The organism is Pseudomonas sp. FYR_2 (assembly GCF_043106425.1).
GTDB lineage: Bacteria > Pseudomonadota > Gammaproteobacteria > Pseudomonadales > Pseudomonadaceae > Aquipseudomonas > Aquipseudomonas monteilii.
The window spans coordinates 100,811-126,843 of sequence record NZ_JBICMM010000047.1 but is presented as its reverse complement, the minus strand read 5'-3'; the positions used below and the strand labels follow the sequence as shown (position 1 = coordinate 126,843).

The window sequence follows — 26,033 nt, the reverse complement described above, 5'->3', positions numbered from 1 at the left end:
GTATAATCGCGGCCTTTTCATCAGGCATTGCTTTTTCGACATGAGCCAATCCAGCGAGCTGATCCAATCCGCCCAACGCACCCTGCGCCTGGAACTCGAGGCCGTAGAGGCCCTGCTGGCGCGCATCGACGACAATTTCGTTAAGGCCTGCGAACTGATCCAGGCCTGCAAGGGCCGGGTTGTCGTGGTCGGCATGGGCAAGTCCGGGCACATCGGCAACAAGATCGCCGCGACCCTGGCCAGCACCGGCACCCCGGCATTTTTCGTGCACCCGGCCGAAGCCAGCCATGGCGACATGGGCATGATCACCCGCGAGGATGTCATCCTTGCCCTGTCGAATTCCGGCAGCACCGCAGAGATCGTCACCTTGCTGCCCCTGATCAAGCGCCTGGGCATCAAGCTGATCAGCCTCACCGGCAACCCGGATTCGCCGCTGGCCCAGGCTGCCGAGGTCAACCTTGATGCCCGCGTCGAGCAAGAGGCCTGCCCGCTGAACCTGGCGCCCACCTCCTCTACCACCGCATCGCTGGTATTGGGTGACTGCCTGGCCATCGCCCTGCTCGAAGCCCGAGGCTTCACCGCCGAGGACTTTGCCTTCTCGCACCCGGGCGGCGCACTGGGCCGACGCCTGCTGCTCAAGGTAGAAAACGTGATGCATGCCGGCGACGAACTGCCTCAGGTACCGCGCGGCACGCTGCTCAAGGACGCGCTCCTTGAAATGTCCCGCAAAGGTTTGGGCATGACCGTGATTGTCGAAGCTGACGGCAAGCTGGCCGGGATCTTCACCGACGGTGACCTGCGCCGCAGCCTGGACCGCAACATCGACGTGCACACCACCCTGATCGATCAGGTCATGACCGTGCATGGCAAGACGGCACGTGCCGAAATGCTTGCCGCCGAAGCCCTGAAGATCATGGAAGACCACAAGATCGGGGCCCTGGTAGTGGTGGATCGCGAAGACCGCCCCACCGGTGCCTTGAACATGCACGACCTGCTGCGCGCCGGCGTAATGTAAGGAGCGATGGAATGAACCAGGACCTCATGCAACGCGGCAAGCACATCAAGCTGGCAGTGTTCGACGTGGACGGCGTGCTCACCGACGGGCGCCTGTACTTCCTCGAAGACGGCAGCGAATTCAAGACCTTCAACACCCTCGACGGCCAGGGCATCAAGATGCTCATGAATTCGGGCGTGACCACCGCGATCATCAGCGGCCGCAAGACCCCGGTGGTCGAGCGCCGCGCCAGAAACCTCGGTATCCCGCACCTGTACCAGGGCCGCGAAGACAAATTGGTCGTGCTTGACGGCCTGCTCGCCGAACTGGGCCTAAGCTATGATCAAGTAGCCTACCTGGGCGACGACCTGCCGGACCTGCCGGTCATTCGTCGGGTAGCATTGGGCATGGCCGTGGCCAACGCCGCGCCGTTCGTTCGCCAGCACGCCCACGGTGTGACCCAGGCACGCGGCGGCGAGGGAGCGGCTCGTGAATTCTGCGAACTGATCATGCAGGCCCAGGGTACCCTGGACGCTGCCAACGCCAATTACCTGTAAGGCTGCCCATGTTCAGCAAGAAAGCCCGCAATGCTGCGCTGCTCGCAGTGATCGCTGCCCTGCTGGTGGCGATCGGCTACTGGAATGTCAGCCCGGAAAGCTTCCTCGACAAGCCGGTGGCCCAGGTCGACGAAAGCGCTATCGACTACTATGCGATCAACGCCCACAGCGTGCAGTTTCTGCCCGACGGCAAACTGCAGTACGAGATGACCGCCGACAAGGTCGAACACCTCAAGGCCAGTGAAATCACCCTGCTGACCACGCCGGACTTGCACATGTACCGCGGTACCGAATACCCGTGGCATGTGCAGAGCACCCGCGCCGAGGTCAACCCGGACGGTACCGAGGTCGAACTGATCGACAAGGTACGGGTTGCCCGCACTGACGAAAAGCAGCGCGAAACCATCATTACCAGCTCACGCATGACCGTGTTCCCGCAGAAGCAATATGCGCAGACCGAGCAAGCCGTTAGAATCGACGGCGCCGGTGGCACTACTACGGGCAAAGGAATGAAAGCGTATTTGAAAGAAGGCAAGATGGACTTGCTCTCTAACGTAAGAGGACAGTATGAGGCTCGTTAAAACCCTCCCCCTTTTGCTCAGCCTGAGCGCAGCACTGGGAAGCGCGAGCGCCCTCGCCCTGCCGAACGACCGTGACCAGCCGATCCGTATCCAGGCCGACAATGCCCACCTGGACGACAAGCAAGGCGTGGCCACCTACACCGGCGACGTGATCATCACCCAGGGTTCGATGATGATCAAAGGCAACACCGTGACCATCACCCGTTCCGCCTCTGGCGACATCGACGTGGTGACCTCGGTGGGCAACCTGGCCTACTTCGAGCAGCAGCAGAGCGCGGCCAAGCCGGACAAGATGAAAGGCTGGGGCGTCACCATCCAGTACCAGTCGCAGAAGGACCTGGTGATCCTCACCGACCGTGCCAAGGTCGAGAACGAGGGCAACACCACCGAAGGCGAGAAAATCGTCTACAACACCCAGACCCAGGTGGCGACTGCGGGTCGCGGTGGCAACGTGACCACACCGCGTCAGCGTATCGACATGGTGATCCAGCCCAAGAAGAAGGCCGAGTAAATGGCAACCCTCAAAGCCCAGCACCTGGCCAAGAGCTACAAGGGGCGGCAGGTGGTACGTGACGTCAGCCTGTCGATCGACAGCGGCCAGATCGTCGGCCTGCTTGGCCCTAACGGCGCCGGCAAGACCACTTGCTTCTACATGATTGTCGGGCTGGTCCAGGCCGAGCAGGGGCGCGTGCTTATCGATAACCTCGATGTCAGCCACCAGCCCATGCACGGCCGCGCCCGCGCCGGCATCGGCTACCTGCCGCAGGAGGCCTCGATCTTCCGCAAGCTGTCGGTGGCCGACAACATCATGGCCATCCTCGAGACCCGCAAGGACCTCGACCGCGAAGGGCGCCGCAAAGAGCTGGAAAGCCTGCTGCAGGAGTTCCACATCAGCCATATCCGCGACAACCTCGGCATGAGCCTGTCCGGTGGTGAACGCCGCCGGGTCGAGATTGCCCGCGCCCTGGCCACTGCCCCCAAGTTCATCCTGCTGGACGAACCGTTCGCTGGCGTCGACCCGATTTCGGTCGGCGACATCAAGCAGATCATCCACCACCTCAAGGCCAAGGGTATCGGTGTACTGATCACCGACCACAACGTGCGCGAAACCCTGGATATCTGCGAAACCGCCTATATCGTCAACGATGGCCGCCTGATCGCCGAAGGCGATGCCGAGACCATCCTGGCCAACGATCTGGTCAAAGAGGTTTACCTGGGTCACGAGTTCCGGCTCTGACCCCGGCACATGCCTGGAGTACTGGCATATCGCCCGGAAACCGGGGTGAAAGTTGTTACAGTGCTCTAGGCAAACGCTACAATTTAAGGCATAAAACTTGCTTGATCTGGCGCCCCGGCGCCCTCGTGTAGTGGATGGCGCATGCGCGCCGGCGAACAAGGTATTAAGCCCCAGCCATGAAACCATCGCTCGTCCTAAAAATGGGCCAGCAACTGACGATGACACCGCAGTTGCAACAGGCCATCCGCCTGCTCCAGCTTTCCACCCTGGACCTCCAACAGGAAATCCAGGAAGCGCTGGAGTCGAACCCGATGCTCGAACGTCAGGAAGACGGCGACGACTTCGATAACAGCGACCCGATGGCGGACAACGCCGAGAACAAGCCGGCCGCCGAAGTCCAGGACAACAGTTTCCAGGAAAGCACCGTCAGTACCGACAACCTGGAAGACGGTGAGTGGAGCGAGCGCATCCCCAACGAGCTTCCGGTCGATACCGCCTGGGAAGACATCTACCAGACCAGCGCCAGCAGCCTGCCAAGCAACGATGACGACGAGTGGGACTTCACCACCCGCACCTCAGCCGGCGAGAGCTTGCAGAGCCACCTGCTGTGGCAACTGAACCTGGCGCCGATGTCCGACACCGACCGCCTGATCGCCGTCACGCTGATCGACAGCATCAATGGCCAGGGCTACCTGGAAGACAGCCTCGAGGAAATCTGCGCCGGTTTCGACCCGGAGCTGGATATCGAGCTGGACGAGGTCGAAGCGGTGCTGCACCGCATCCAGCAGTTCGAGCCAGCCGGCGTCGGCGCGCGCAACCTGGGCGAATGCCTGCTGCTGCAACTGCGCCAGTTGCCTGCCAGCACCCCCTGGATGACCGAAGCCAAGCGCCTGGTCACCGATTTCATCGACCTGCTCGGCAGCCGCGATTACAGCCAGCTGATGCGGCGCATGAAAATCAAGGAAGACGAGCTGCGCCAGGTGATCGAACTGGTACAGAGCCTCAACCCGCGCCCCGGCTCGCAAATCGAGTCCAGCGAGCCCGAGTACGTGGTGCCTGACGTCATCGTGCGCAAAGACAGCGACCGCTGGCTGGTGGAGCTGAACCAGGAGGCTATTCCGCGCCTGCGCGTCAACCCGCAGTACGCCGGCTTCGTGCGCCGTGCCGATACCAGCGCCGACAACACCTTCATGCGCAACCAGTTGCAGGAAGCGCGCTGGTTCATCAAAAGCCTGCAAAGCCGCAACGAAACCCTGATGAAGGTCGCCACACAGATCGTCGAGCACCAGCGCGGTTTCCTTGACCATGGTGACGAAGCCATGAAGCCGCTGGTGCTGCATGACATCGCAGAAGCGGTGGGCATGCACGAGTCGACCATTTCGCGGGTTACTACGCAGAAGTACATGCACACACCGCGTGGCATCTACGAACTGAAATACTTTTTCTCCAGCCACGTCAGCACCTCCGAAGGCGGAGAATGCTCGTCCACGGCGATCCGCGCGATCATCAAAAAACTGGTTGCGGCGGAAAATCAGAAAAAGCCATTGAGTGACAGCAAGATCGCTGGTTTACTGGAGGCACAAGGCATCCAGGTAGCCCGTCGCACCGTCGCCAAGTACCGCGAGTCCCTCGGCATCGCACCGTCGAGTGAACGCAAGCGACTGATGTAGCGCCTGAGATGTGCCACAGCGTTTGTGGGGCAGGTGCAAGACCTGCCTCTTTATGCACGGGCAACAAAGGAGAAGCTGTATGCAAGTCAATATCAGTGGACAGCATGTAGAAGTCACCCAGCCACTGCGCGATTACGTGCTTGAAAAGCTCGCCCGCGTGGAGAGTCACTTCGACAAGATCACCAACGTGCAGGTCATCATGAAAGTCGAGAAGCTGCAGCAGAAGGTCGAGGCGACCCTGCAGATTCCCGGCGGCGAAGTGGTAGCCAACGCCGAACACGAAGACATGTATGCAGCGATCGACGCCTTGGCCGACAAGCTCGACCGCCAACTGAAAAAACACAAGGAAAAACAGCAAAGCCTGCTGCAAGGTGCAGCTGCCCGCTGATCCCCCTCATCCATGATCCGACTTGAAACCATCCTGACCCCCGGCCGTTCACTCGTGAACGTGCCGGGCGGCAGCAAGAAGCGCGCCCTGGAAAAGGTCGCCACCGTCATCGCCGAACAAGTGCCAGAACTGGAGATGCAAGACGTCTTCGAAAAGTTGGTCGCCCGCGAAAAACTCGGATCGACCGGTTTCGGCAATGGCATCGCCATTCCGCACTGCCGCCTTGAAGGCTGTTCAGCGCCGGTTAGCGCCCTGCTGCACCTGGAAGCACCTATTGGTTACGACGCTATCGATGGCGCGCCCGTGGACCTGCTGTTTGTACTGCTGGTACCCGAAGCCGCCACCGATGCGCATCTGGAACTGCTGCGTCAGATCGCCAGCATGCTCGATCGCAAGGAGGTCCGTGATCGCTTGCGTGCGGCCACCAGCAGTGAGGCCCTGTTCCAGGTTGTCCTGGACGTACAGAACGAGCACTGAACATGCGCCTGATCATCGTCAGCGGCCGGTCCGGCTCCGGCAAGAGCACCGCCCTCGATGTCCTGGAAGACAACGGTTTTTACTGCATTGACAACCTGCCCGCCGGGCTGCTGCCGCAGCTGGCGGAGGATGCACTGATCAACACGGAATTACTGCAACCCAAGGTTGCCGTGTCGATCGATGCACGCAACCTGCCCAGCCACCTTACGCGCTTCCCCGAGCTACTCGAAGAAGCCCGTGCGCGGAACATTCAGTGTGACGTGGTGTTCCTGGATGCCGACGAAGACATGCTGCTCAAGCGCTTCTCGGAAACCCGCCGTCGCCATCCACTGACCAATGCCAACCGTTCGCTGGCAGAAGCCATTCGCGTGGAGAGCGAGCTGCTGGGGCCAATTGCCGACCTGGCAGACCTGAAGATCGACACCACCAGCCTCAACCTGTACCAACTACGGGATTCGATCAAGCTGCGCCTGCTCAACCAGCCCGAGCCCGGCACAGCCTTTTTGGTCGAGTCGTTTGGTTTCAAGCGCGGCATGCCAGTCGATGCCGACCTGGTGTTCGATGTACGCTGCCTGCCCAACCCCTACTGGAAACCCGAGCTGCGTGAGCATTCCGGCCTTGATCAACCGGTCGCCGACTACCTGGCCGCACAGCCAGACGTCGAGGACATGTTCAATGACATTTCCAGCTACTTGCTAAAGTGGCTACCCCGCTTCGCCGCCAGCAACCGCGCCTACGTCACCATTGCTATCGGCTGCACCGGCGGCCACCACCGCTCGGTCTACATCACCGAACGCCTTGGCCAGTTGCTGCAGCAATCCCTGAAAAACGTCCAGGTCCGCCACCGCGACCTCTAAGCCCAAGGATCCGCCCCACGATGCCCGCCCGCGAAATCACCATCATCAACAAGCTGGGCCTGCATGCCCGGGCGGCAGCCAAGTTCGTCGGCGTTGCTGGCCGCTTCCCCTGCCAGGTACGGGTTGGCCGCGCACCGGACAAGCTGGTGGATGGCAAGAGCATCATGGCGGTGATGATGCTGGCGGCCGGCAAAGGCACACAGGTTCACCTGCTTACCGAGGGTGAGCAGGACAACGACGCCATGGATGCGCTGGTCGAGCTGATCAACAACTTCTTCGACGAAGGCGAATAAAAACCTGCGCGGTCCTACAAGGACCGCGCAAGCCTGATCGTGAATCAGGACATCGCCGTGTCCATCACCATCATCAGGCAGAACCCGATGCACAACCCCAGGCTGGCCAGGCGATGATGGCCGTTGCTGCGTGATTCCGGGATGATTTCCTGGGTAACTACTAGCAGCATCGCTCCCGCCGCACAGGCCAGGCCCAACGGCAGCAGCAGTTCGGCGATGTTCACCAACCAGGCGCAGATCACTGCGGCTACCGGCTCGACCAGCCCAGAAGCAGCACCGATCAGGAAGGCTTTGAAGCGCGGCATGCCCGCCCCTGCCAGCACCAGCGCAATCACCAGCCCTTCAGGCACATCCTGCAAGGCAATGCCCATGGCCAGGCTGTCGGCGTCGGCCATGCCACCGCCGGCCGATACGCCAATCGCCATGCCTTCGGGAATGTTGTGCGCGATGATCGCGATGACAAACAGCCAGATGCGCGCAGCAATCACTGGCTGATTGCCGGTGCCGACCAGTGCTTCCGGCGAGTCACCTGACACCTTGAGGTCAACCAGAAACAGGCACAGCGCACCGAACATCAGGCCAAAGCTGATCAAGCCACCCGCACCCCAAGGGCTGAAACCGATGGATTGAGCGGCGTCCAGCCCCGGAATGATCAGGGAAAACGCGGTGGCCGCCAGCATTACGCCCGCGCCGAAGCCCAGCAGCGTATCGGCCAAGGCCACCGGCATGTTGCGAATGACCAGTACCGGTACCGCGCCCAGCGCCGTGCCCAGGGCGCATAATGCGCCGCCCTCTAGCGCACGCAACATGCGCGGCTCCAGGTCCAGCCAGGCAAGGCCACGCGCCACTAGCAGCGCGCTGCCAGCCAGCAAAAGCAAAGTCCCAAGCGCCAGCCGAAACAGGCGCACACTGCTGACAGACATCACCTCAGAGCGCATACCGGTCCGACTCACTTAAGGGCTTCGAGGTAACGGCGTTCCACTTCGGCCCAGTCAATCACGTTGTAGAAGGCACCGATGTATTCCGGACGACGGTTCTGATACTTCAGGTAGTAGGCATGCTCCCACACGTCCAGGCCGAGGATTGGCGTGTTGCCGTGCATCAGCGGGCTGTCCTGGTTGCCACTGCTCTCGACCACCAGGGTTTTCTGCGGTGTTACGCTGAGCCAGGCCCAGCCGCTGCCAAAGCGGGTCAGTGCAGCCTTGGTGAACGCCTCCTTGAAGGCATCGAAACCACCCAGTTGCGAGGTGATGGCCTGCGCCAGCTGCCCGTGTGGGTCACCACCACCTTGCGGCGACATCACCGTCCAGAACAGGCTATGGTTGGCGTGCCCCCCACCATGGTTGGTCACAGCGCCACGCAGGTTTTCCGGTAGCTGCTTGACTGCACCCACCAGCTTTTCCACAGGCCAATCGGCCCATTCGGTGCATTCTATGGCGGCATTGAGGCCGTTGACGTAGGTCTGGTGGTGCTTGGTGTGGTGAATTTCCATGGTCTGCGCGTCGATGTGCGGCTCCAGCGCATTGTAGGCGTAGGGCAAAGCAGGCAAGGTATGCGGCATGTTAGTGAATTCCGTAGGCATGGGTTCTGGGCGCCACGTCTGGCTGGGCAGCGAGCTCGCTGGCCCCGGTGCCGTGGCGGTTGAGCAGACGCTCGGTACGTGGGTACTGGCCGTATTCGGCGATAAAACTCAGCAGCTCGGTGTAGGTGCGTCCACTGTGACGCAGCGCTGCGTCACGCAGCGCCTGGGGTAAACGCGCCTCCTGGCTGGCCTGCAGCAGCCGCTGGTGAGCGGCACACAGGTAGTCGGCGCTCTCGTGCGGCTGGTTGAGGCGCAGGTGCAGGTCGGCCAGGTTGTGATGGGCGATGACGAATGCAGCCACCGCTTCGTCGACGTCATGCCAGCGCTCGAACAGCACCTGCGCCAGCGCCAGGGCTTGCAGGTAGTGTTCCCGGGCGTCGACCAACTCGCCTTGTTCGAACAGGCGGTTGGCGGTTTCCGTAGTGCGTTTCCAGTGCTGCATGGTTGTCTCCTGAGCGGTGAACGCAGTGTCAGATCCCGCCAGCGGTGAGTTTTTCTGGGTCCAGCAGTGCTTCCAGCTGGTCGCGTGACAGGTCGGTGTGTTCCAGCGCCACGTCGATGATCGGGCGGCCCTGCTTGTAGGCGGTCTTGGCGATTTCGGCAGCCTTGAGGTAGCCGATAATCGGGTTCAGCGCAGTGACCAGAATCGGGTTACGCGCCAGGGCTTCCTTGAGCTTGCCCTCGTTGACCTTGAACGTGGCGATGGCCTTGTCGGCCAGCAGATGGCTGACGTTGGCCATCAGCTCGATGCTTTCCAGCAGGTTGCGGGCGATCACCGGCAGCATCACGTTCAGCTCGAAGTTGCCGGACTGGCCAGCCACAGCGATGGTGGCGTCGTTGCCGATCACTTGGGCAGCCACCATGGCGGTGGCCTCCGGAATCACCGGGTTGACCTTGCCAGGCATGATCGAAGAGCCCGGTTGCAGACCTTGCAGCTCGATTTCGCCCAGGCCGGCGAGCGGGCCGGAGTTCATCCAGCGCAGGTCGTTGGCGATCTTCATCAGCGCCACGGCAGTGGTCTTGAGCTGGCCAGACAGCGCCACGGCAGTGTCTTGCGAGCCGATCAGGGCGAACAGGTTCTGGCCCGGGGTGAACTCGACCTGGGTCAGGCCGCTGAGCTGGCGGGCGAAACCGGCCGCGAACTGTGGGTGGGCGTTGATGCCGGTCCCCACGGCCGTGCCACCTTGGGCCAGCGCCTGCAAGCTCGGCAGGGTCGCCTCGATGTGCGCCTTGGCGGCGTTGATCTGCGCGGCCCAGCCATCCAGCACCTGGCTCATGCGCACCGGCATGGCGTCCATCAAGTGGGTTCGGCCGGTTTTCACGTACTGATGCACCTGCACCGACTTGGTCTCAATCACCTGCACCAGATGGCTCAGGGCCGGAAGCAGTTGTTCGTGCAGGGCCAGTGCAGCACTGACGTGAATGGTCGTCGGGATGATGTCGTTGCTGCTCTGGCCACAGTTGACGTGGTCGTTGGCGTTCACCGCATCACCCAGTACACGGCTGGCCAGGGTGGCAATCACCTCGTTGGCGTTCATGTTCGAGCTGGTGCCGGAGCCGGTCTGGAACACATCCACCGGGAAGTGCTGGATGAAATCCTCGGCCAGCAGTTGCTCGACCGCCTTGACGATGGCATTGCCCTGCGCGGCAGACAATTGCTCCAACTCGACGTTGGCCTTGGCGGCAGCCGCCTTGGCCAGCAACAGCGCGCGAATGAACTGGGCCGGCATGCGCTGGCCGCTGACCGGGAAGTTGTCGACCGCGCGCTGGGTCTGGGCACCGTACAGGGCCTGGGCCGGCACCTGCAGTTCGCCCATGCTGTCACGCTCGATACGGGTATCACTCATCATCAAATCCTTGCATCAGTTCATCGGGAGAAATCGACGACAGCAGGCGGCAATTGGCCAACTGCAGGGCATAGGGCTGCCAACGCTGGTTCTGTTCCTGGCGATCGAGATTGCGCAGGTCCAGCAAAGGGCGCCAGGCCTGGTCCAGGCACAGGCAGCGCCAATGCCAGGGCAGCATGCGGTCGCAGGCGGTGTCCAGTAGCAGGCGGAAGGAGGTCAGTGCCACCGTCCATGGCGAGGTCTCAGTGCAGCACACCAGGTAGCGGCCCTCGGCCAGGTAATGCTCGATCAGGCGCGGCTCGTCGGGCTCGAGCGCACAGCGGATGCGCCGGCTGAGCCAGCGCCAGTTTTCCAGGTAGGGCAGTTCGCGGAGGACGGGTTTCATGAACATCATCGCCGGGTTACTGGATAATGATATTCATTATTAAGTGATAAATAGAATCACTTCAAGAAAAAGGTGATGAAACAAAAAACCCGGCGCAGGGCCGGGTCTTCTGATTTGCCAAGGTCTCTGGAACGAATTAGCTACCCGCTACAGTCATTCGCTCGATCAGCACAGAACCCGTGTGAATGTTGCTACGGGTTTCGAGATCACTACCGATCGCGACAATTTGCTGGAACATATCCTTCATATTGCCGGCAATAGTCACTTCTTGCACCGCGTGCTGGATCTCGCCGTTCTCAACCCAGAACCCTGCCGCACCTCGGGAATAATCCCCGGTCACCATGTTCAGGCCGTGCCCCATCAGCTCGGTGACCAGCAGGCCACGGCCCATGCGGCGGATCAGTGCTGCCTGGTCTTCGACACCATGGCTGACGTACAGGTTGTGCACGCCACCGGCGTTGGCGGTACTTGGCAAGCCCAGCTTGCGCCCGGAATACGTGCCCAGCAGGTACGACACCAGCTCGCCTTTGTCGACGAACGGCTTGGCATAGGTGGCCAGGCCGTCACCATCGAATGCGGCGCTGCCCAGCGCTCGAGGAATGTGCGGGCGCTCGTCGAGGGTTAGCCAGGAGGGGAACAGGCGCTGGCCAATGGTCCCTTCAAGGAACGACGATTTGCGGTAAAGATTGCCGCCGGAAATGGCCGAGAGGAAGCTGCCGAACAGGCCGCCGGCCAGCTCGGCGGAAAACAGCACCGGCACTTCGCAAGTGGGCACCGGGCGCGCGCCCAGGCGGCTGGCGGCGCGTTGGGCAGCGCGTACACCGATACTGCGCGGATCGGCGAGCAGGTTGCCCTGGCGGTTTACGTCATACCAGTAGTCGCGCTGCATCTGCCCGTCGCCTTCGGCGATCATGACGCAACTCAGGCTGTGCCGGGTCGACGCGTAGCCCCCGATGAAGCCATGGCTGTTGCCATACACGCGGCAGCCCTGGTGGGTATTGAGGGTGGTGCCGTCGGCATTGAGGATGCGCGGGTCGGCATCGAACGCCGCAGCCTCGCAGGTCAGGGCCATCTCGATGGCCTTCTCGGGCTCGATGTCCCAGTCGTGATACAGGTCCAGGTCCGGGATGTCCCGGGCCATCAACGCGGCGTCCGCCAGGCCCGAGCATTCGTCCTCGGAAGTATGCTTGGCAATGGCCAACGCCGCAGCGACGGTTTCGCGGATCGCATCCGGGCCACTGGCCGAAGTGCTGGCCGAACCTTTGCGCTGGCCAACGTAGAGGGTAATGCCAAAACCCTGGTCGCGATTGAACTCGACGGTCTCGACCTCACGCTGGCGTACCGTGGTGGACAGGCCCTGCTCCAGCGACACGGCCACTTCGCAGGCACTGGCCCCCTGGCGGCGCGCCTCGGCGATGATTGCCTCGACCTGCTCCTGCAATGCTGGCAGGTCTTTCGGACCTACGCTCTGGACTGCACTCATGGTTCTCTCCACTCAAATTCTGCGTTCGGCGTGGGTCATTCTACGACCGGGCCGGACAAGCGGCCCCCGACTGGTTATCATGGCGGCGATTTCTAGCGGACTGCCACCATGGTTGATTCAAACGACGACGCCTTCGACGGCGAAAAAAGCAAAACCCAGATCAAGCGTGAACTGCATGCGCTGGTCGAACTCGGCGAGCGCCTTACTACGCTCAAGGCCGATACCCTGGCACGCCTGCCGTTGACCGACGAGCTGCGCAAAGCACTGGCTGAAGCCAGCAAGCACACCGCTCATGGCGCCCGTAAGCGCCACATGTCGTTCGTCGGCAAGCTGATGCGCGTGCAGGACCTGGACGCCATTCACGCCTTGCTCGAACAGATGGACAGCTCGACTCGCCAGTACAACGAGCGTTTCCACAACCTGGAGCGCTGGCGTGACCGGTTGATCGACGGTAACGACGAAGACCTCGAGCGTTTCGTCAACGAGTACCCCGAAACCGATCGCCAGCAAATGCGTTCGCTGGTGCGCCATGCTCAACACGAAAAGGCCCGGAACAAGCCACCTGCCGCTGCGCGCAAGGTGTTCAAGTACATCCGCGACCTCGACGAGTTGCAGCGCGGGTTGCGCTGAACCCTTGGGGGCCGCTTTGCGGCCCCCAAAAGCCATCACGCCCCGGTACCGCCCACGGTAATCGCATCCAGCTTCAAGGTAGGCTGCCCTACCCCCACCGGCACCGACTGCCCGTCCTTGCCGCATGTACCCACTCCGCTGTCCAGCGCCAGGTCGTTACCGACCATCGACACCCGGCTCATCGCCTCAGGGCCATTGCCGATCAGGGTTGCGCCTTTTACAGGTGCAGTAATCTTGCCGTCTTCGATCAGGTAGGCCTCACTGGTCGAGAACACGAACTTGCCGCTGGTGATGTCCACCTGTCCGCCGCCCAGATTGGCGCAGTAGATCCCTTTTTTCACGGATGCGATGATTTCCTGCGGGTCGCTTTCGCCAGCCCGCATGTAGGTATTGGTCATGCGTGGCATCGGCAGGTGTGCGTAGGATTCGCGACGGCCGTTGCCGGTCACCGCCATGCCCATCAGGCGTGCGTTCAGCTTGTCCTGCATGTAGCCCTTGAGCACCCCGTTCTCGATCAACGTGGTGCACTCGGTCGGGGTACCTTCGTCGTCGACGCTCAGCGAACCCCGACGGCCCTCGAGCGTGCCATCGTCAACGATGGTGCACAGGCTCGATGCCACTTTCTCGCCGATACGGCCGCTGAAAGCCGAACTGCCCTTGCGGTTGAAGTCACCTTCCAGGCCATGGCCGACAGCCTCGTGCAACAGCACACCCGACCAGCCCGAACCCAGCACCACCGGCAAGGTACCGGCCGGAGCCGGAATCGCTTCCAGGTTCACCAGAGCCTGACGCAGCGCTTCACGGGCATAGCCCATTACCCGCTCTTCAGTGAAGAAGCGGTAGTCGGTACGCCCGCCACCGCCCTGCCCGCCGCGTTCGCGGCGGCCGTTCTGCTCGACGATGACGCTGACGTTGAAGCGCACCAGCGGGCGCACGTCGGCAGCCAGGCTGCCATCGGCCGCCGCAATCAGGATACGCTCCCAGACCCCGGCCATGCTCACACTGACCTGCTGAATTCGCGGGTCCAGGGCACGGGTGGCGGCATCGACACGCTTGAGCAGCTCGACCTTTTCGGCACGGCTCAGTACATCCAGCGGGTTGTCTGCCGCATACAGGGCAGTGACTTCCTGGCTGCGGAAGGCCTGCACCGTGCCGTTTTGACCGGCACGGGAAATGGAACGGGCGGCGCGCGCCGCCGAGGTCAGCGCCTCGAGGTTGATTGCATTGCTGTAGGCGAACCCGGTCTTTTCACCGGACTGGGCACGCACGCCCACGCCCTGGTCGAGGTTGAAACTGCCCTCTTTGACGATGCCGTCTTCCAGCGCCCAGGTTTCCGAGATCTGGCCCTGGAAATACAGGTCGGCGGCGTCGATGCCGGGGCCAGCCAACTCACCCAGCACGCTCTGCAGGCTGTCCAGGGTCAAGCCGCCTGGGGCCAGGAGCTGCTCACTGACGGTGGATAACATCTGGCTCATAGTCACTCCGCGGTGTGCGCAGGCCGCAACGCGCCCTGCGAGAAAAAGCGCCGGTGCGATACCACCGGCATGCGCGCCCGAATGGACGCTTGTTCTTCAATGTCGCGCTCGGCAAGCAGTACCGCTTCGCCTTGCGCCTGTTCTGCAACGATGCGCCCCCAAGGGTCTACAATCGCCGCATGCCCATGGGTTTCCCGTGGGCCTGGGTGGGTGCCTCCCTGCGCCGCAGCCAGCAGGTAGCACTGGGTCTCGATGGCTCGGGCGCGTACCAGTACCTCCCAATGGGCCGCGCCTGTCACTGCCGTAAAGGCAGCCGGCGCAGTGATCAGCTCCGCGCCGGCAGCACGCAGTGCGCTGTACAGCTCGGGGAAGCGCAAGTCGTAGCACACGCTCAACCCCAGCCGCCCGACCGGCGTATCAGCCACCACCACCTGAGCACCATGGGCGTAGTCGTCCGACTCACGGTAACGGCCACGGTTGTCGGCAACATCCACGTCAAACAGGTGCAGCTTGTCATAACGTGCCGCCACCTCGCCGTGTTCATCGATCAACAGCGAGCAGGCATGGGCCTTGGCCTCGGGCTGGCCGACCGGTGGCAAGGGCAAGGTACCGGCAACAATCCATAACTTGAGGTCACGGGCGGTGCGTTTCAACCATGGCAGGATCGGCCCTTCGCCCAACGCTTCGGCTCGGCCGATGGCAGCGGCATCCTTACGGCCCATGGCAGCGAAATTTTCTGGCAGCACCGCCAGCCGTGCGCCGCCCATCGCGGCCTGCTCCAACAGGGCACCGGCACGCTGCAGGTTGGCCAGCACATCGTCCTGGCTGACCATCTGGATTACCGCTGCCTTCATGGGCACTCCTAGCGGGATTTCTCGAAAGGTTTCACAAAGGTGATTCTAGGCTCTTTAACCGGTCCTTCGACACGGTAGTGCACACTGGCAAAGCGCGAAACACGGTCACCGATCAACCGATCGACCAGGAACAAGGCGCCACCTACGGCCGGCGCGCCGACAATCAGTGCCGCCAGCGGCAGGTTGTTCGTCACCGGCAGGCTCACCTGCAGGTTGGCGTCGATCCGGTCGCCTAGCATGTCCAGGGTCCCATCCAGCTCGAAATTGCTCGACGGGCCGGTCACGCTGATGGGCTCGCGGGTCACATACACCCCGTCACTGGCCACCAGCAGCCCCTTGACCCGGTCATAGGCCAGGCCTTTGTCGAACAGGTCGGAGAAGTCCAGACGCAGGCGTCGACCAATGGAGTTGAAGTTGAGCAGGCCAAATACCCGCAACGCCTGGGCGCTGCCCTCAACCTCGACGAACTGGCCGGTACGCAGTGCCGCGTCCATGCTGCCCGAGAAGCGCTTCAGCCCCACCGCAGCCGGCGAACCCGGCCAGCGGCCATCCACATCCAGGCGGAAATCGCGGCTGGTCACGGTCGGCGCAAAGCCCCAGGCCTTGAGTACATCGGCCAGGTTCTTGCCGTCCAGGCGCCCTTTGTACCAGCTGCTGGTCTTGCCAGTTTCGCCTTCCCAGCCACCACCGCCGTCGATACGCAGGCCTTTGAAGTCGAGGTCGATATCACTGGCGCTAACACCACGCGCGGTGGGTCGCAACTTGATCGAGGCACTGCCGAACAAGTCGTCGCCGCGGTACAGCTTGTCGATGCTCAGGTCCAGCGCCGGGACCTTGCGCGGGTCGAACTCGGCCAGCGGATCGGGGCCATCCTCGGCTTGCGCCTGGGCAGGGTCGGCCGCCGGCAAACGCAAGGTTTGCATGCGCACCACCATGGGCGAACCTTTGGCATCCGGCACGCGTGCGTTGCCTATCACTTCCTTGCTGTCAAGGCGCAGGTCCCAAGCCTGGCCGCCTCGTGCCAGCCTCACCACTGCCTGATTCAGGTCCATGCCAAAGGCTTTCAACTGGCCAATGCTCAGGTCTACGCTTTGCAGGTTTTGCCGCGCGCTGCCACCGGGGTCGTCGCCCGCCAGGCGTGCTGCCTGCTCTTGCCAAGGTGCCAGGTCCAGCGCCTCCAAACGGCCACGTACCCGCAACCCTTGACCGCCCGGCAGTTGAGCGTTACCGGCGCCCAGCAGCAACTCACCGCGCCCCTGGGCCAGTGCGTCGGCCGGCGCGGAATAGGCAAAGCGGGCAAGGTCGGTGTAGGCAGCATCGAAGCGACGCTCCGTCCCCTGCAGGTTCATGCTGAAACGGCTGTCGCGGGTATCTGCCCCCGCTTTGCCGAACGGTGCCGGCAGGTCGATCGCCAGGCCCTTGAGGTTGGAAGTGACGTTCAGGCTGTTTTCCCGGCTACCCAGGTTGACCTGTAGCTGGTAAGGCAAGTCGCCGGAGGCCGGCAGGGCCTGCTTGAACTGCAGCCATTCGGTCAACGCCTTGAGCGACACCTGGCCATTGGCATTAATGCGGGTCTGCATCTGGCCGGCCTGGCCTTCAGCAGTGATTTGCGCCGTTACCGGCTTGCCGAAGGCTTGCAGGCTGATGCCCTTGCCGCTCAGGCCTTTGTCGAAATCAAAGCTGAAATCACCCTTCAGGCGGTTCAACTCCAGGCTCGGCGGGGCGACTTTCAGGCGCGCCTCGTTGGTGGCGAAGTCCACCTGCACTTTCGGTCGCAGCCCATGGGCCAAGGGGATATCGAGCTTGACCTTGCCCGTCAGCGGCCCTTCACCCTCCCAGCCGGCGAACATCTCACCGGTGCCGATTGGCGCTTCCTTGAGAATCTTCAGCCCGTCACCCAGGGTGCCGTCGAAGTCTCCATCCAGGTACAGGTGGCTGTGCTGGTCACCGTCGACATGCGGGATATCGACCGTCACATCGCTGACCTTGGTATCGAGCAGCACGCCGCGTTGGGCCTTGATGCGAACACCGCTGTCCTCGATGAACACATCGCCATCCACGTGCTGAACCTGCGGCCAGCCAGGCTGGAAGTCCAGGGCGGCATCACGCACCTTGAAGAACAGGCTGATACTGCGCGCTTCAGGAGCCGCGCCATGATTCAGCGAGCCCTGGTACTGGAAGTAGCCTTCATCCACCGTGCCTTTGATGATGGCGCTGCGCAACCACTCGTCGAGGGCGGGGCTGAGCACCTCGGGCAAGTACTTGGCGGTATAGCGGCCATCGCCTTCGGTCAGGCCGACGCGCAGGTCCATGTAGTCCTCGCGGCCTTCCTCGAACAACAGGCGAATCAGGAAATCACCGGCGATCTTGCCCTCTTCGCCCAGCACCTTGAGGTACGGCGCTATCAGGGTGAAACCGTCTTTGTCCAAGGCCCAGGTCAGGCGTGCATTGGCCTTCTGGTAGTGCCAGGGCTTGGCGAAGATCGGGTACAGATGCAGCATGAACGCCTCAGTATCCAACCGCAGCTCACCATGGCCCAGGTCGCCACTGATGCTGCCGCTGACGTTACCGGCAGCCGGGGCATTGTGATAGGCATCGAAACCGACCTTTTCCAGGTTGGCCTCGAACTGCAGGCGTTTGTCGCCCTCGGCTTTCGGCCGGGCCTCCAGGCGCACATTGCGCAGCGCGCCGGTTACCTTCAGGCCATCGACCACAGCCATGACGTTGTCAGGCAACGGCGCCAAAGCATCGATCAGCGGGGTCAAGGGCGTGAGGTCGAGCCGGTCGGCCTGCACCCGCCAGTTTTCATCGGCTGCGTTCTCGCCCGGGCGCTGCTGCAACTGCAAGTGCGACTCCCAGCGGGACTCGCCGATGTCCATGGCCAGGGAGTCGACCACCACATCGAAGCCTTGATCCCGGCGCTGGAACCAGGCGCCCAGGGCCAGGTTGCTCAGCGTGGCAGCCTTGCGGCCGGTATAGGCACCCCGCAGTTCAGGCGCATTAAGCCGCACCACAGCCTGCTGCAACTGCCCTTTGCGCCAATCGACCCAGAACTCGCCGCCCGCTCGCAACGCGTCAGCTTGCCACTCACCGAGCAGGCGTGGTGGCAACCAGCGCGCCCAGTCACTTTGCGGCAGGCTCAGGTAGGCCTCCACCTGGCCATCACGCCAGGCCTTGGCTGACACACGGCTTTGCAGGTTCAGCGACAGAGGCTGGCCATCGGGCAAGGTGGCGCGCAACTCCAGCACTTGCCGTGAAGCACCCGCCTTCAGGCCGGCGCTGACATAGGTGAGGGTGAGCGGGTCACGCTGCCAGGGGTGCAAGGTGACCTGGCTGTCGAACACATCGACGCGGCCCAATTGACGCAGGCGCTGCAGCAGGTCGGCGGGGTCGAGTGGTGCGTCGTCTTTTTTCGGCAGGCCTTCGAGGTTCCAGGCGCCCTGCTCGTTCTCGCGCAAGATCAGTTGCAGGCCGCCCAGCTGAATACGCGCCAGGCGCACTTCACGGGCGGTAAGGCTGGCCCAGACATCAGGCACCACCTTCACGTCATCCAGGCGCAACGCCGTAGCGCCTTCGCCCAGTTGCAGGTCGCGCACCCGCAGCACCGGAGCCAGCCCGCTCCAGCGGCCCTCAAGGGCACCGACATGCACCGGCAGGCCCAGCGCCTGCTCGGCCTTGCTTTCCACATCGGCGCGGTACTCGGCCACCAGCGGCACCAGTTCGCGACCGAGGCTGACATACAGCGCCACCAATACCGCCAACAGGGCGCATAAGCCCAGCCCCCAGCGGGTCAAGGCGACAAGAACGCGGGTCAGACGTCCCATGGCCATGGCCCTCCAAGTCGTTTATCCATGATGGCCGGCGGCGGTTTTGCCAGCCCGACCATCCTGCGGCGTGTTCTGGAAGAACTCAGAGCAGCACCACGTCGTATTGTTCCTGCGAATACATCGACTCAACCTGGAAGCGAATGGTTCGACCGATGAAAGCCTCCAGCTCAGCGACGTTGCCAGATTCTTCATCCAGCAGCCGGTCGACCACCTTCTGGTTGGCCAGTACACGGTAGCCCTCAGCCTGATAGGCCCGGGCCTCACGCAGGATCTCACGGAAGATCTCGTAACAAATGGTCTCGGGGGTTTTCAGCTTGCCGCGCCCCTGGCAGGCCAGGCACGGCTCACACAGCACCTGCTCCAAGCTTTCACGGGTGCGCTTGCGGGTCATCTGCACCAGGCCCAGCTCGGTAATACCGATGATGTTGGTTTTGGCGTGATCACGCTCCAGCTGTTTTTCCAGGGTGCGCAGCACCTGGCGCTGGTGCTCTTCATCTTCCATGTCGATGAAGTCGATGATGATGATGCCGCCGATGTTGCGCAGGCGCAGTTGCCGGGCAATGGCAGTGGCGGCTTCCAGGTTGGTCTTGAAGATGGTCTCTTCCAGGTTGCGATGACCGACGAACGCGCCGGTGTTCACATCGATGGTGGTCATTGCTTCGGCCGGATCGACCACCAGGTAGCCACCCGACTTGAGCGGCACCTTGCGCTCAAGCGCACGCTGGATCTCGTCTTCAACGCCGTACAGGTCGAAGATCGGTCGCTCGCCCGGGTAGTGCTCGAGGCGGTCGGCGATTTCCGGCATCAGTTCGCCAACGAACTGCATGGTTTTCTGGAAGGTTTCCCGCGAGTCGATACGGATCTTCTCGATTTTCGGGTTGACCAGGTCACGCAGCGTGCGCAGGGCCAGGCCCAGGTCTTCGTAGATGACCGTGGGCGCACCGCACGTCTTGATCTGGGTGCCAATCTGCTCCCACAGGCGACGCAGGTAGCGGATGTCTTGCAGAATTTCTTCAGCGCGCGCGCCTTCTGCGGCGGTACGCAGGATAAAGCCACCGGCATCCTTGATGTTTTCGCTTTCCATGCAGTCGCTGACCACCTGCTTGAGGCGATCACGCTCGGCTTCGTCTTCGATCTTCAGCGATATGCCAACATGGCTGCTGCGGGGCATGTACACCAGATAGCGCGAAGGGATCGACAACTGGGTGGTCAGGCGCGCGCCCTTGGTGCCGATCGGGTCTTTGGTCACCTGCACCACCAAGGCCTGGCCTTCGTGGACCAGGGCGGTGATGTTCTCGACCGCCGAGCCTTCGCGCTGGGAAATTTCCGAGGCATGGATGAACGCCGCGCGCTCCAGGCCGATGTCGACGAAGGCCGCCTGCATGCCCGGCAGCACGCGCACCACCTTGCCCTTGTAGATATTGCCAACGATGCCACGGCGCTGGGTGCGCTCGACGTGCACCTCCTGCAGTACCCCGTTTTCCACCACCGCCACGCGTGACTCCATCGGGGTGATGTTGATCAGGATCTCTTCACTCATGGCACGTTCTCGTCAAGGATGTTCGGTAATGATGGATCGCAGTGGGGTGGCTGGCTAGCGCGGCGCTGATACTCCGTGTTGCTGCCAGCACGCGATGGAAAACGCATCCAGCAGGCGCGCAGTTTCGAATAGGGGCAGGCCGACCACGGTCGAGTAACTGCCCATCAGTTCCCTGACGAAGACTGCGCCCAGGCCCTGGATGGCGTAGCCGCCGGCTTTGTCATGGGGCTCACCGGTGGCCCAGTAGCGCTGCGCTTCTTCTGGGCTGATGGCACGGAAATAGACATGAGTACCTACGCACACGTCCAGGCAGCGAGCGCCGTCGGTCACGGCCACGGCGGTGATCACCTGATGATGGTCATCTGACAGCTGCGCGAGCATGGCCAGCGCGTGTTCGCGGTCACGGGGCTTGCCAAGGATCTGGCCGCCAATCGACACCACGGTATCGGCACCCAGCACCACACCGGGGCCGTTGAGCCCGGCCAAGCCGGCAGCAGCCTTCGCACGGGCAAGGCGCAGGGCGTACTCGGAGACGCCTTCATCCGGCAGCGGGGTTTCGTCGACAGAGGCACTGACAACGGAAAAGTCGACGCCGATCTGAGCTAACAGTTCGCGCCGACGGGGTGAGCCAGAAGCCAGGTAAAGCGGGGTCATCGGACATCTCCCTGTCAGTGGCACCGTGGCCGTCAATTGATGTGCAGGCGTCGGCGTGCGTCGCGCAAGGCAAAGCTTATCCATGGCCAGAGCAGTGCACTGATCACGGCCGACCAGACCAGTGCCAGGGTCGGCAGGCGGTTACCGGTGAGCGCGCTGAGCCACAGCTGAACCAGCTGGGCGATACCGAACACCACCAGGATCACCAGGCTCTGCTGCCACATGGGGAACATGCGCAAACGCTGTTGCAGTGACAGCACGAGGAAGGTGATCAGGGTGAGAATAAGCGCGTTTTGCCCAAGCAGGGTACCGTAGAGCACATCCTCGGCCAGGCCAAGCACGAATGCCGTGGTCATGCCGACTTTGTGCGGCACGGCGAGGGTCCAGAACGATACCAGCAAGGCCAGCCACATGGGGCGGAACACTTCCATGAACTGAGGCATGGGCGACACGCTGAGCAGCAGGCCGATGGCGAAGGTCAGCCAGATGAACCAGCCGTTGTTGCGGCGCGACGCTGCCATCACGGCCTCCTGGGTTGAGCGGTTGCCGCTGGCGCCGCAGCCGGTGTGGCAGGTTGCGCTGCGTGTGTGGCGGGCTTGGTCACTGCCGGCGCGGCCTGCTCGGGTGCGGCTGTGCCCTGCCCGGCTGCCGGCGCCCCCTTGCGATCGGCCTCTTCCTGAGCGATGGCGGCATCGGTGGCGCGCTCTTCAGGGGTGCGGCGATCACTGAACACCAGCAACATGTAGCGGCTGCGGTTCAGCGCGGCAGTAGGGATGGCACGCACGATAGCAAACGGCTGGCCGGAGTCGTGGATCACTTCGTTGACCGTGGCAACGGGGTAGCCAGCCGGGAAACGCTGGCCCATGCCGGAGCTGACCAGCAAATCCCCTTCCTTGATGTCTGCCGTATCGGCCACGTGACGCAGCTCCAGCCGTTCGGGGTTGCCGGTACCGCTGGCAATGGCGCGCAGGCCGTTACGGTTGACCTGTACCGGAATGCTGTGGGTGGTATCAGTGAGCAGCAGCACCCGTGAGGTGTAGGGCATCAACTCGACCACCTGGCCCATCAGGCCACGCGCATCGAGTACCGGCTGGCCCAGGAACACGCCGTCACGCTCACCCTTGTTGATCAGGATACGGTGGGTGAATGGGTTGGGGTCGACACCGATCAGTTCGGCCACCTCGACCTTTTCGTTAACCAGTGCCGATGAGTTGAGCAACTCGCGCAGGCGCACGTTCTGCTCGGTGAGGGCTGCCAGCTTCTGCAGGCGCCCCTGCAACAGCAGGGCTTCGGTCTTGAGTTTCTCGTTTTCGGCAATCAGCTCGTTGCGGCTGCCGAACTGCCCCGCCACCCCTTGCCAGACACGCTGCGGCAGGTCGGTGATCCAGTAGGATTCCATGAGCACCAGGCCCATTTGGCTGCGCACAGGTTTAAGCAGGTCGAAACGCGCGTCGACAACCATCAACGCGACCGACATCACTACCAGAACAAGCAGGCGCACGCCCAGCGAAGGGCCCTTGGAGAAAAGCGGTTTAATGGGCCGTTCCTCGTGGACGACTCAGGAGGTCATTGGACATGGGACAACGCACCAGCCTGGTTGCGGGTTGACGGATACGGCGCCCTGAACGGGCGCCAGCCCAGCACATACAGGTAGCACTGTGCGTACTGCCTGTAAACCGGGCGCTCGCGAACAGCAAGTGGGATCACTCGCTGGAGAGCAGGTCCATCGCGTGCTTGTCCATCATCTCCAGAGCGCGACCGCCGCCACGGGCGACACAGGTCAGCGGGTCTTCGGCGACGATCACCGGCAGGCCGGTTTCCTGGGCCAGCAGCTTGTCGAGGTCACGCAGCAGCGCGCCACCGCCGGTCAGCACCAGGCCACGCTCGGCGATGTCCGAAGCCAGCTCAGGCGGCGACTGCTCCAGAGCGCTCTTGACCGCCTGAACGATGGTCGCCAGCGATTCCTGCAGCGCTTCGAGCACTTCGTTGGAGTTCAGGGTGAAGGCACGCGGTACGCCCTCGGCCAGGTTACGGCCACGCACGTCGACTTCGCGCACTTCGCCGCCCGGGTAGGCGGTACCGATTTCCTGCTTGATGCGCTCGGCGGTGGACTCACCGATCAGGCTGCCGTAATTGCGGCGCACGTAGGTGACGATGGCTTCGTCGAAGCGGTCGCCGCCAACGCGGACGGATTCGGCATAAACCACGCCGTTCAGCGAGATGAGGGCGATTTCAGTGGTACCACCACCGATATCGACGACCATCGAACCGCGGGCTTCTTCAACCGGCAGGCCGGCACCGATGGCAGCAGCCATGGGCTCTTCGATCAGGAACACTTCACGGGCACCGGCACCCAGGGCCGACTCGCGAATGGCGCGGCGCTCCACCTGGGTCGACTTGCACGGCACGCAGATCAGCACACGCGGGCTTGGCTGCAGGAAGCTGTTCTCGTGAACCTTGTTGATAAAATATTGCAACATTTTTTCGCACACGCTGAAGTCGGCGATGACGCCGTCCTTCATCGGACGAATGGCAGCAATGTTGCCAGGCGTACGGCCCAGCATGCGTTTGGCTTCGGTACCGACGGCGACAACGCTTTTCTGGTTGCCATGGGTACGGATGGCAACAACCGAGGGCTCATTCAGGACGATACCGCGCTCACGCACGTAAATAAGGGTGTTGGCAGTACCCAGGTCGATGGAAAGATCGCTGGAAAACATGCCACGCAGTTTCTTGAACATGGGAAAGTGACCCTGGGGAAAGCGTGGGTAAAAAAGTGCGGCAAACTCTAACAATGGCAGGGATTTTGGGCAAGGAGCCAATATGTTAAATTGGCTGTTTTTCCGAGCACGCCAGCAGAAATTCGCGGCCGTTAGACCGTCAGAAAGCTGACATGTTCCTCACTGCGGACCCAAATTCCGTTCTTTGTTTCCCCTGGAGATCCCCATGGCGCTTGAACGCTGCGATGTGGAAAAGATCGCCCATCTGGCCCGCCTGGGCCTGAATGATGGCGAACTGCCACGCATTACTGACGCCCTGAACAGCATTCTCGGGCTGGTCGACCAGATGCAAGCGGTCGATACCACTGGCATCGAACCCCTGGCCCACCCCCTGGAGGCCAGCCAGCGCCTGCGCCCCGACCAGGTCACCGAAAGCAACCAGCGCGATGCCTACCAGGCAATCGCGCCGTCGACCGAAAGCGGTCTGTACCTGGTTCCCAAAGTCATCGAGTAAGGGATAGAGCCTGCCATGCATCAATTGACCCTGGCCGAGATCGCCCGCGGACTCGCCGACAAGTCGTTTTCTTCCGAAGAGCTGACCGGCGCCCTGCTGGCGCGCATCAAGCAGCTCGACCCGCAGATCAACAGCTTCATCAGCGTCACCGAAGACCTGGCCCTGGGCCAGGCGCGTGCCGCCGACGCCCGTCGCGCCGCTGGCGAAACCGGCGCGCTGCTGGGTGCACCCGTCGCCCACAAGGACCTGTTCTGCACCAACGGTGTACGCACCAGCTGCGGCTCGAAGATGCTCGACAACTTCAAAGCGCCGTATGACGCCACCGTGGTCGCCAAGCTGGCCGAAGCCGGCATGGTCACCCTGGGCAAGACCAACATGGACGAGTTCGCCATGGGTTCGGCCAATGAATCCAGCCACTACGGCGCGGTGAAGAACCCGTGGAACCTTGAACACGTTCCGGGCGGTTCGTCGGGTGGTTCGGCCGCTGCCGTGGCTGCACGCCTGCTGCCGGCCACTACCGGCACCGACACCGGCGGCTCGATCCGCCAGCCGGCAGCACTGACCAACCTCACCGGCCTCAAGCCGACGTACGGTCGCGTTTCGCGCTGGGGCATGATCGCCTACGCCTCCAGCCTCGACCAGGGTGGCCCGCTGGCCCGCACGGCCGAGGACTGCGCCCTGCTGCTGCAAGGCATGGCCGGTTTCGACGTCAAGGACTCCACCAGCATCGAAGAGCCGGTGCCGGACTACAGCGCCAACCTCAACGCCTCGCTCCAGGGCCTGCGCATCGGCCTGCCGAAGGAATACTTCGGCGCCGGCCTCGACCCGCGCATCGCCGACCTGGTCCAGGCCAGCGTCAAGGAGCTGGAAAAGCTCGGCGCCGTGGTCAAGGAAATCAGCCTGCCGAACATGCAGCACGCCATCCCGGCCTACTACGTGATCGCTCCGGCTGAAGCCTCCTCCAACCTGTCGCGCTTCGACGGCGTGCGCTTCGGCTACCGCTGCGAAGCACCGAAGGACCTCACAGACCTGTACAAGCGCTCCCGTGGCGAAGGCTTCGGTGTTGAAGTACAGCGCCGTATCATGGTCGGGACCTACGCCCTGTCGGCCGGCTACTACGATGCCTACTACGTGAAGGCGCAGCAAATCCGCCGCCTGATCAAGAACGACTTCATGGCCGCCTTCAACGACGTCGACCTGATCCTCGGCCCGACCACGCCAAACCCGGCCTGGAAGCTTGGCGCCAAGAGCAGCGACCCGGTCGCCGCCTACCTGGAAGACGTCTACACCATCACCGCCAACCTGGCGGGCCTGCCGGGCCTGTCGATGCCCGCCGGCTTCGTCGATGGCCTGCCGGTCGGCGTGCAACTGCTGGCGCCGTACTTCCAGGAAGGCCGCCTGCTCAACGTCGCGCACCGCTACCAGCAAGTGACCGACTGGCACACCCGCGCCCCCAACGGCTTCTGAG

General features: G+C 62.7%; 27 protein-coding genes. 13 read left to right on the top strand and 14 right to left on the bottom strand.

Features of this window, described 5'->3' with window-relative positions:
* The first annotated feature begins 40 nt into the window (after nucleotides 1-40).
* The 10 genes from ACF8R4_RS20865 to ACF8R4_RS20820 all read left to right on the top strand — a co-directional run bounded on the left by ACF8R4_RS20865 (nucleotide 41) and on the right by ACF8R4_RS20820 (nucleotide 7,054).
* A complete protein-coding gene (locus ACF8R4_RS20865) occupies nucleotides 41-1,015 on the top strand; it encodes an SIS domain-containing protein (RefSeq protein ID WP_016713135.1) in 975 nt (324 codons plus the stop codon).
* An 11-nt stretch (nucleotides 1,016-1,026) separates the two neighbouring features.
* Complete coding sequence (locus ACF8R4_RS20860; protein ID WP_060501748.1) at nucleotides 1,027-1,551, top strand: HAD family hydrolase; 525 nt, start codon at nucleotides 1,027-1,029, stop codon at nucleotides 1,549-1,551.
* An 8-nt stretch (nucleotides 1,552-1,559) separates the two neighbouring features.
* The gene (gene lptC, locus ACF8R4_RS20855) at nucleotides 1,560-2,132 is read left to right on the top strand and encodes an LPS export ABC transporter periplasmic protein LptC (RefSeq protein WP_019099457.1); all 573 of its coding nucleotides are present in this window, start codon (nucleotides 1,560-1,562) and stop codon (nucleotides 2,130-2,132) included.
* Nucleotides 2,119-2,643: a lipopolysaccharide transport periplasmic protein LptA gene (gene lptA, locus ACF8R4_RS20850; RefSeq protein ID WP_012270658.1), complete on the top strand. Its 525-nt coding sequence runs from the start codon at nucleotides 2,119-2,121 to the stop codon at nucleotides 2,641-2,643. Before lptC ends, lptA begins: the two co-directional genes overlap by 14 nt.
* On the top strand, nucleotides 2,644-3,369 hold the full coding sequence (lptB, locus tag ACF8R4_RS20845) for an LPS export ABC transporter ATP-binding protein (RefSeq protein ID WP_012270657.1): 726 nt from the start codon (nucleotides 2,644-2,646) through the stop codon (nucleotides 3,367-3,369).
* Between the two features lie 176 nt (nucleotides 3,370-3,545).
* The gene (locus ACF8R4_RS20840; RefSeq protein WP_060501750.1) at nucleotides 3,546-5,039 is read left to right on the top strand and encodes an RNA polymerase factor sigma-54; all 1,494 of its coding nucleotides are present in this window, start codon (nucleotides 3,546-3,548) and stop codon (nucleotides 5,037-5,039) included.
* A 79-nt stretch (nucleotides 5,040-5,118) separates the two neighbouring features.
* Nucleotides 5,119-5,427, top strand: coding sequence for a ribosome hibernation-promoting factor, HPF/YfiA family (hpf, locus tag ACF8R4_RS20835; RefSeq protein WP_003255135.1), 309 nt, complete (start codon nucleotides 5,119-5,121; stop codon nucleotides 5,425-5,427).
* Between the two features lie 12 nt (nucleotides 5,428-5,439).
* Nucleotides 5,440-5,904: a PTS IIA-like nitrogen regulatory protein PtsN gene (ptsN, locus tag ACF8R4_RS20830; RefSeq protein WP_392493368.1), complete on the top strand. Its 465-nt coding sequence runs from the start codon at nucleotides 5,440-5,442 to the stop codon at nucleotides 5,902-5,904.
* A 2-nt stretch (nucleotides 5,905-5,906) separates the two neighbouring features.
* Nucleotides 5,907-6,761, top strand: a complete 855-nt coding sequence (rapZ, locus tag ACF8R4_RS20825) for an RNase adapter RapZ (protein ID WP_016713140.1) — start codon at nucleotides 5,907-5,909, stop codon at nucleotides 6,759-6,761.
* 20 nt (nucleotides 6,762-6,781) lie between these two features.
* The gene (locus tag ACF8R4_RS20820; protein WP_016713141.1) at nucleotides 6,782-7,054 is read left to right on the top strand and encodes an HPr family phosphocarrier protein; all 273 of its coding nucleotides are present in this window, start codon (nucleotides 6,782-6,784) and stop codon (nucleotides 7,052-7,054) included.
* Nucleotides 7,055-7,098: 44 nt separating this feature from the next.
* On the opposite strand, the gene ACF8R4_RS20815 is transcribed toward ACF8R4_RS20820, so the two are convergent.
* The 6 genes from ACF8R4_RS20815 to pmbA all read right to left on the bottom strand — a co-directional run bounded on the left by ACF8R4_RS20815 (nucleotide 7,099) and on the right by pmbA (nucleotide 12,351).
* Nucleotides 7,099-7,992, bottom strand: coding sequence for a ZIP family metal transporter (locus ACF8R4_RS20815; protein ID WP_156867129.1), 894 nt, complete (start codon nucleotides 7,990-7,992; stop codon nucleotides 7,099-7,101).
* An 11-nt stretch (nucleotides 7,993-8,003) separates the two neighbouring features.
* Nucleotides 8,004-8,615: a superoxide dismutase gene (locus ACF8R4_RS20810; RefSeq protein ID WP_392493367.1), complete on the bottom strand. Its 612-nt coding sequence runs from the start codon at nucleotides 8,613-8,615 to the stop codon at nucleotides 8,004-8,006.
* 1 nt (nucleotide 8,616) lies between these two features.
* Nucleotides 8,617-9,078 carry a hypothetical protein gene (locus ACF8R4_RS20805; RefSeq protein ID WP_060501756.1) on the bottom strand — a complete coding sequence of 154 codons (462 nt, stop codon included), beginning with the start codon at nucleotides 9,076-9,078 and terminating at the stop codon, nucleotides 8,617-8,619.
* 28 nt (nucleotides 9,079-9,106) lie between these two features.
* The gene (locus tag ACF8R4_RS20800) at nucleotides 9,107-10,483 is read right to left on the bottom strand and encodes a lyase family protein (RefSeq protein ID WP_060501758.1); all 1,377 of its coding nucleotides are present in this window, start codon (nucleotides 10,481-10,483) and stop codon (nucleotides 9,107-9,109) included.
* Nucleotides 10,476-10,877: a hypothetical protein gene (locus ACF8R4_RS20795; RefSeq protein WP_060501760.1), complete on the bottom strand. Its 402-nt coding sequence runs from the start codon at nucleotides 10,875-10,877 to the stop codon at nucleotides 10,476-10,478. The genes ACF8R4_RS20800 and ACF8R4_RS20795 overlap by 8 nt, the downstream gene beginning before the upstream one ends.
* Before the next feature lie 127 nt (nucleotides 10,878-11,004).
* Entirely contained in the window at nucleotides 11,005-12,351 is a 1,347-nt protein-coding gene (pmbA, locus tag ACF8R4_RS20790) for a metalloprotease PmbA (RefSeq protein WP_060501762.1), read from the bottom strand.
* A gap of 108 nt (nucleotides 12,352-12,459) precedes the next feature.
* Between pmbA and yjgA the strand changes: the two genes are divergently transcribed.
* Entirely contained in the window at nucleotides 12,460-12,981 is a 522-nt protein-coding gene (gene yjgA, locus ACF8R4_RS20785) for a ribosome biogenesis factor YjgA (RefSeq protein WP_016713148.1), read from the top strand.
* A gap of 35 nt (nucleotides 12,982-13,016) precedes the next feature.
* Here yjgA and tldD read toward each other — a convergent pair whose 3' ends face one another.
* The 8 genes from tldD to mreB all read right to left on the bottom strand — a co-directional run bounded on the left by tldD (nucleotide 13,017) and on the right by mreB (nucleotide 24,072).
* A complete protein-coding gene (gene tldD / locus ACF8R4_RS20780; RefSeq protein ID WP_012270646.1) occupies nucleotides 13,017-14,456 on the bottom strand; it encodes a metalloprotease TldD in 1,440 nt (479 codons plus the stop codon).
* 2 nt (nucleotides 14,457-14,458) lie between these two features.
* Nucleotides 14,459-15,310, bottom strand: a complete 852-nt coding sequence (locus ACF8R4_RS20775) for a carbon-nitrogen hydrolase family protein (RefSeq protein ID WP_060501765.1) — start codon at nucleotides 15,308-15,310, stop codon at nucleotides 14,459-14,461.
* 8 nt (nucleotides 15,311-15,318) lie between these two features.
* Nucleotides 15,319-19,140, bottom strand: a complete 3,822-nt coding sequence (locus tag ACF8R4_RS20770; RefSeq protein WP_392493364.1) for a YhdP family protein — start codon at nucleotides 19,138-19,140, stop codon at nucleotides 15,319-15,321.
* Nucleotides 19,141-19,219: 79 nt separating this feature from the next.
* Nucleotides 19,220-20,677: a ribonuclease G gene (gene rng, locus ACF8R4_RS20765; RefSeq protein WP_060501769.1), complete on the bottom strand. Its 1,458-nt coding sequence runs from the start codon at nucleotides 20,675-20,677 to the stop codon at nucleotides 19,220-19,222.
* Between the two features lie 54 nt (nucleotides 20,678-20,731).
* A complete protein-coding gene (locus tag ACF8R4_RS20760; protein WP_104834033.1) occupies nucleotides 20,732-21,331 on the bottom strand; it encodes a nucleoside triphosphate pyrophosphatase in 600 nt (199 codons plus the stop codon).
* A gap of 32 nt (nucleotides 21,332-21,363) precedes the next feature.
* Nucleotides 21,364-21,852: a rod shape-determining protein MreD gene (gene mreD / locus ACF8R4_RS20755; RefSeq protein ID WP_060501773.1), complete on the bottom strand. Its 489-nt coding sequence runs from the start codon at nucleotides 21,850-21,852 to the stop codon at nucleotides 21,364-21,366.
* Nucleotides 21,852-22,808, bottom strand: a complete 957-nt coding sequence (gene mreC / locus ACF8R4_RS20750) for a rod shape-determining protein MreC (protein WP_392493376.1) — start codon at nucleotides 22,806-22,808, stop codon at nucleotides 21,852-21,854. Before mreC ends, mreD begins: the two co-directional genes overlap by 1 nt.
* Nucleotides 22,809-23,034: 226 nt before the next feature.
* A complete protein-coding gene (mreB, locus tag ACF8R4_RS20745) occupies nucleotides 23,035-24,072 on the bottom strand; it encodes a rod shape-determining protein MreB (RefSeq protein ID WP_003255163.1) in 1,038 nt (345 codons plus the stop codon).
* Between the two features lie 205 nt (nucleotides 24,073-24,277).
* On the opposite strand from mreB, the gene gatC reads away from it, so the two are divergent.
* Together gatC and gatA are read left to right on the top strand one after the other, a co-directional pair.
* Nucleotides 24,278-24,565, top strand: coding sequence for an Asp-tRNA(Asn)/Glu-tRNA(Gln) amidotransferase subunit GatC (gatC, locus tag ACF8R4_RS20740; RefSeq protein ID WP_003255165.1), 288 nt, complete (start codon nucleotides 24,278-24,280; stop codon nucleotides 24,563-24,565).
* Between the two features lie 15 nt (nucleotides 24,566-24,580).
* Nucleotides 24,581-26,032, top strand: coding sequence for an Asp-tRNA(Asn)/Glu-tRNA(Gln) amidotransferase subunit GatA (gatA, locus tag ACF8R4_RS20735; protein WP_060501777.1), 1,452 nt, complete (start codon nucleotides 24,581-24,583; stop codon nucleotides 26,030-26,032).
* The last annotated feature ends 1 nt before the right edge of the window (nucleotide 26,033 follow it).